The 5,307-nt window shown below is 71.2% G+C and carries 7 protein-coding genes; 3 read left to right on the top strand and 4 right to left on the bottom strand.

The window, feature by feature from the left end; translation table 11 throughout:
• Positions 1-178: 178 nt before the first annotated feature.
• On the bottom strand, positions 179-865 hold the full coding sequence (locus G6024_RS09010; protein ID WP_159148525.1) for a response regulator transcription factor: 687 nt from the start codon (positions 863-865) through the stop codon (positions 179-181).
• Positions 866-877: 12 nt separating this feature from the next.
• On the bottom strand, positions 878-1,717 hold the full coding sequence (locus G6024_RS09005) for a serine acetyltransferase domain-containing protein (protein WP_082924056.1): 840 nt from the start codon (positions 1,715-1,717) through the stop codon (positions 878-880).
• Between the two features lie 84 nt (positions 1,718-1,801).
• Here G6024_RS09005 and G6024_RS09000 point away from each other — a divergent pair, with 84 nt between their 5' ends.
• A complete protein-coding gene (locus G6024_RS09000; protein WP_096906599.1) occupies positions 1,802-2,125 on the top strand; it encodes a putative quinol monooxygenase in 324 nt (107 codons plus the stop codon).
• A 24-nt stretch (positions 2,126-2,149) separates the two neighbouring features.
• Here G6024_RS09000 and G6024_RS08995 read toward each other — a convergent pair whose 3' ends face one another.
• Positions 2,150-2,968, bottom strand: a complete 819-nt coding sequence (locus G6024_RS08995; RefSeq protein ID WP_119192546.1) for a DUF1906 domain-containing protein — start codon at positions 2,966-2,968, stop codon at positions 2,150-2,152.
• A gap of 162 nt (positions 2,969-3,130) precedes the next feature.
• On the opposite strand from G6024_RS08995, the gene G6024_RS08990 reads away from it, so the two are divergent.
• Positions 3,131-4,045 carry an SDR family NAD(P)-dependent oxidoreductase gene (locus tag G6024_RS08990; protein ID WP_159148524.1) on the top strand — a complete coding sequence of 305 codons (915 nt, stop codon included), beginning with the start codon at positions 3,131-3,133 and terminating at the stop codon, positions 4,043-4,045.
• 68 nt (positions 4,046-4,113) lie between these two features.
• Here the strand turns inward: G6024_RS08990 and dapA are convergent, their stop codons facing one another.
• The gene (gene dapA, locus G6024_RS08985) at positions 4,114-5,001 is read right to left on the bottom strand and encodes a 4-hydroxy-tetrahydrodipicolinate synthase (protein ID WP_069389590.1); all 888 of its coding nucleotides are present in this window, start codon (positions 4,999-5,001) and stop codon (positions 4,114-4,116) included.
• A 126-nt stretch (positions 5,002-5,127) separates the two neighbouring features.
• Between dapA and G6024_RS08980 the strand changes: the two genes are divergently transcribed.
• Positions 5,128-5,307 (top strand): hypothetical protein (locus G6024_RS08980; protein ID WP_200841561.1); only part of this gene is annotated, 180 nt, incomplete at its 3' end.

Here is a 5,307-nt window from a genome sequence, read left to right as displayed (position 1 = left end):
CATCCGCTCCCGCGCCTGGCGTCTCGCTCGCGCGCCTGTACACATCAACAACAGCCGCCCGCAACCATGGCGTCTGGCCTGCGCATCGGTTCACGCGAGACGCCATGGTGGCGAGCGGCTGTGGCAGGGCGGATGGCCACGCGCAGACGCCGGCGAGGAGTGGGCGAAGTGGCCCGGCTCAGGGGCGCGCCGCGACGCTGTCGACGAGTCGGTAGCCCTGCCCGCGGACGGTTTCGATGGCGCGGGCCCTGAACGGGGCGTCGATCTTGCGTCGCAGGTAGCCGACGTAGACCTCGACGATGTTGTCGTCACCGTCGTACGCGGCGTCCCACACGGCCCGCATGATCTGGACTTTGGACACCACCTGGTTGCGATGGCGGATGAGGTACTCGAGCACCGCGTATTCACGCGCGGTCACGGTGATCCGCGTATCTCCGCGGCGGACCTCCCGCGCGGCCGGGTCCACCACGAGGTCGCCGGCCTCGAACGTCGCCGGGCGCTCCGGCGCCCCCCGCCTCACCAGAGCCCGGAGTCGGGCCTCGAGGACGACGAACGAGAACGGCTTGACCAGGTAGTCGTCGGCGCCCAGGTCGAAGGCGTCGGCCTCGTCGTATTCGCCGTCCTTGGCGGTGAGCATGAGCACCGGGGTCCAGACCTCGCGGCGTCTCATCTCGCGGACGACCTCGTACCCGCTGCGCCGCGGCATCATGATGTCCAGCACGACCACGTCGAAGTCGTCGGCGCAGGCCATCTCGAGGCCCTCCTCACCGTCGGCGGCGGTCTCCACGGCCCAGCCGCCCGTGACGAGTCCCCGGCGCACGCTCTCGCGCAGCGCCGGCTCGTCGTCGACCACCAGGACCCGCATCGGCGTGTTTCCCTACCCCTCGGGGTCGATCTCCTGGTCCATCCGCTCTGCGGGGACCAGCGAATCCGCGTGCCGCCGGACCACCTTCGCGGGGACCCCGGCCACGGTGGTGTGGGGCGGGACCTCGTGCAGGACCACCGATCCCGCGGCCACCCTGGAGCAGGCGCCCACCCGGACGTTGCCCAACACGATCGATCCGGCGGACAGCAGCACGCCGGAGCCGATCTTGGGATGACGGTCGCCGTCCTCGTTGCCGGTGCCGCCGAGGGTGACGCCCTGCAGGATGGACACGCCGTCGCCGATCACGCAGGTCTCGCCCACGACGATCCCGGTGGCGTGGTCGACGAGGATGCCCGAGCCGACACGGGCCGCGGGATGGATGTCCATCGCGAACACCTCGGAGATCCGGCTCTGCAGGAACGACGCCGCCATGACGCGCCCGGAGTTCCACATCTCGTGGGCCACGCGGTGCACCTGCAAGCCGAGGAAGCCCTTGGCGAAGAGGTAGGGCACCAGGTAGTTGGGGTACGCGGGGTTACGCTCGAAGCTCACCACGAGGTCGGCCGCGACGGCCTCCAGGACGTGGGGATGCTCCACCAGCACCGCCCGGATCTCCTTCTCCAGCACGTGCCGACCGATCTCGGGGGTCGCGACCCGGGAGGCGGCGAGGCGCGCGAGGGATTCGCCGAGGTCATCACAGCCGTCGATGAGATCCAGGACCAGTCCCGCGATCAGCGGTTCGTTCCTGCTCGAGGTCGCGTCCAGCGACAGGCGGTTCCAGACGGCGCGGACGGAGGAGTCGGCCTCTGCCCGCGGGACGCACGGGTTCTCGGTGCTCATCTCGATGGTCACCTGATACAGCGTATGCCTGCCCCGGCGATCGGGGCGAGTCGCACCTCCCTCGACGGCCCGCTCCCCACGCGGCAGGATGGGGCCATGATCCTCATCAACGTGCGTTTCGACGTCAAGCCCGAGTTCGCCGAGTCCTGGCTCGAGTTCACCCGCGAGTTCACCGAGGCCACCCGCGCCGAGCCTGGCAATCTCTTCTTCGACTGGTACCGGTCGCCGGAGTCTCCGAACACCTTCCTGCTGTGCGAGGCCTTCCGAGAGGGCGACGCCCCCGCCCAGCACGTGAACTCCGACCACTTCGCCGAGTTCACCGGCTCGGCCGCCCGCTACCTCGAGCGGACCCCGCGGATCATCAACACCACCGCCGAGGGCGAGGAGTGGGGGGCGATGGGCGAGATCACCGTCGAGTAGGCGCAGGCCCCGCCAGACGTCGCGTCAGATCGAGCTGCCGAGCGCCGACTGCGCGAGCGCGATCGGGTCGACCGGCCACCACTGGCCGTAGTCGAGTGCGTAGACACGGTTGAGGTCGGACACGACCCCGCCGACGGTGACCTGCTGCCGGACCGGCAGCTGGTGGATCGTCGCGCTCGGGTTGAGGCGCCCACCGGAGCCCCAGTCGTGCTGCCAGAAGTACCGGCCCAGGCCGGTCTGACGGCACCAGTCGATGGTGGGGGCGTTGGCGTACACGCCGAGCTCCATCCCCGCGCCGTGGAGATGGGCGCGCCAGCGCTCAAGGTACGGGCGGATCTGGTTGTCGAACTGCCACCGGGTGGGGTTGTCGTCGATCGCGACGTACATCGGCACGCCGGACGGCCCGCCGGCCTCGCGGTGGATCCGGATCCCGATCGGGGCGTGGCGGTCGCCGCCCGCGGCGCCTTCCCTCCAGTCGGCGGTCTCGGCACGCCCGTACTGGTAGCAGGAGACCATGTTGAGGCCACTGCGGCGGAAGTCGTCGACCTCGCGGCGCAGCAGCGGCTTGCCCGTCATCCACTCGGCGCCGGGGCGACGGTTGGAGCAGTACCGCACGGCGCCCATGTGGCCGGCCGCGCGGATCGACGCCGCCGACGGCGGGCCGGAGGCGTAGTCGAGCAGTGTGCCGATCGGGACGCCGACACCCGCCCCCGGCAGCGCACCGAGCCCGGCGGGGATCGAGGACTGGGCACCCACCGCGGGGGTGATGCCCGCGGCGAGGGCGCCCGCCCCGGCGGCGCCGATGCCGGCGCGGCGCAGGAAGGTTCGGCGGTCGAACGTCATGGGGCTACTCCGGGATCTCGAGGAACGGGCACGCGGGGGCACGTGTGACACGTGGGACCCGCACACCCGACGAGTGTGTCACAAGGACATCGCGAAGGATATCCCGGCGTTACCACACGGACGGACCACCACAGCGCAGGCACGGCTGGTTGACTGACGTTCATGACTCGCGCGCACAGATGGTCCGCCACCGACATCCCCGACCAGACGGGCCGGACCTTCGTGGTCACGGGCCCCAACGGCGGGATCGGGCTGGCGACCACCGCCGCACTCACGGCCCGAGGCGCCCGGGTCGTCATGGCCTGCAGGAACGAGGAGAAGGCGCAGGAGGCGCGCGCGACGCTCCCCGCCGGTGACCGGGAGCGCGCGCAGGTGCGCCTGCTCGACATGGCGGACCTGGACTCCGTCGACGCGTTCGTGGCGGCCACGGCGGCGGAGGGTGCGCCGGTAGACGTGCTGATCAACAACGCCGGTGTGATGAACATCCCCCACGCCCGCACCGCGCAGGGACACGAGATGCAGTTCGGGGTCAACGTGCTGGCACATCACGCGCTCACCCTGGGGCTGGAGCAGATGCTGACGGACCGGGTCGTGTGGCTGGGCTCGCTCGCCCACCTGCGCGGACGACTCGACACCGACGATCTCGACATGGACGTGCGCGGCTACCGACCCATGGCGGCGTACGCGGACTCCAAATTGGCGTGCATCATGCTGGGCTACGAGTGGCAGCGCCACTTCGAGCGGTCCGGCAGCGGGCTGCGGTCGGTCGCCGCCCATCCCGGTTACACGGCGACCGACCTCATCCGCCAGAGCGGCAACCCACTGGCGGACCGCTTTTTCGAGTTGGGCAACTCCATCACGTGGGCGGGCCTGACACCGGAGATGGGCGCACTGTCCGTGCTGTACGCGGCGACGGTGCCCGGCCTCGCCGGCGGCGAGTTCGTCGGCCCCGATCGCCTCGGGGGCCTGCGCGGGCATCCGAAGCCCGCCCGGTCGGGTCGCCGTTCGCACGACCGGACCACGGCCGCCGCCCTGTGGAGGCGGTGCACGGAGATGGCCGCGTTCCAGCGGGCATGACGAGGGTCACGACGGCGAGGTCATCCCCCGCAGAGTGGTGACCGTGGTCGGCCGGTGGCCGGGATGGGTCAGCCGAGCCCGGCCGCGGCCAGCCCGTCGCGCAACTTGGCCCGGTGCTCGGGCGGCCCCTGGAGGAGGGGCATGCGCAGGCGGTCCGAGCCGATGAGGCCGGCCTCCTTCAGGGCCGCCTTGACCTGGATGGCGCCCTGCGAGGTGTGCATGATCGCGTCCACGGCCGGGATGAGGCGGGTGTGGATCTCGCGGGCCCGCGGCAGGTCACCGGCGTCGACGGCGTCGATCATCGCCCGGTAGTCGTCGCCGGCGACGTGGCCGACGACCGAGACGATGCCGGTGGCACCGAGGGCCAGGAAGGCCAGGTTGAGCACGTCGTCGCCGGAGAACCAGAGCAGGTCCGTCTCCGCCATGAGTCGGCTGGCCTCGAACAGGTCGCCCTTGGCGTCCTTGACCGCCCGCACCCGGGGGATCTCCGCCATCCGCCGGATGGTGTCCGTGGCCAGGGCGGTGCCGGTGCGGCCGGGGATGTCGTAGGCCATGATCGGGCGGTCGGCCGCCTCGGCGATCATCCGGAAGTGCTCGACGATCCCGTGCTGGGTGGGCTTGTTGTAGTACGGCGTCACCACGAGCAGGGAGTCGGCGCCGCGGGCGATCATCTCGCGCGCCGCACGCATCGAGTGCTCGGTGTCGTTGGTGCCGCAACCGGCCATGACCTTCACCCGGTCGCCGACGGCCTCGACGACGGCGGCCACGCTGTCGTAGTCCTCGTCGTCGGTGGTCGTCGCGGACTCGCCGGTCGTGCCGTTGACCAGCAGTCCGTCGTGGCCGTGATCGGCGAGATGGACCGCGAGCCGCTGCAGGCCGTCGAAATCGATCGAGCCGTCGTCATGCATGGGGGTCACCATCGCGGTGATGACCCGACCGAAGGGATTGTCCGACATGCGCACCAGACTAAGCCACGGTGACGCGGTCGGGAGATTCCGACGTAAGGGGTCCCCACGGGACTAGGGTCGTCAGCACCCCGGCGCCGGGGACCGGCGCCCACCACCGAGACCGCGGAGGCGATTGTGACCGACCAGACCCGACCCGACGACCCCGCGCGCATCCCGGAGGAGCCCCCGGAGTCGTTCGGCAACACCATCGACGGATCGGGGGCCGGCGACGGCAGCACCTCCCGGGGCGGGGACGAGGCGGACACCGCCACCGGGTCCGCCGCCACCGGGTCCGCCGCCACCGAGCCCGCCGCC

Origin of the sequence: Dietzia maris, assembly GCF_014144855.1 — a bacterium.
In the GTDB taxonomy this organism is placed as follows: Bacteria; Actinomycetota; Actinomycetes; order Mycobacteriales; family Mycobacteriaceae; genus Dietzia; species Dietzia kunjamensis.
This window is presented reverse-complemented; position numbering and strand designations above follow the sequence as displayed.

Bases quoted from the DNA above. Each gene is read 5' to 3' on its own strand.
- G6024_RS09010 (WP_159148525.1), bottom strand. From the start codon at position 865: ATGCGGGTCCTGGTGGTCGACGACGAGCCGGCGCTGCGCGAGAGCGTG.
- G6024_RS09000 (WP_096906599.1), top strand. From the start codon at position 1,802: ATGATCCTCATCAACGTGCGTTTCGACGTCAAGCCCGAGTTCGCCGAG.
- G6024_RS08995 (WP_119192546.1), bottom strand. From the start codon at position 2,968: ATGACGTTCGACCGCCGAACCTTCCTGCGCCGCGCCGGCATCGGCGCC.
- G6024_RS08990 (WP_159148524.1), top strand. From the start codon at position 3,131: ATGACTCGCGCGCACAGATGGTCCGCCACCGACATCCCCGACCAGACG.
- dapA (WP_069389590.1), bottom strand. From the start codon at position 5,001: ATGTCGGACAATCCCTTCGGTCGGGTCATCACCGCGATGGTGACCCCC.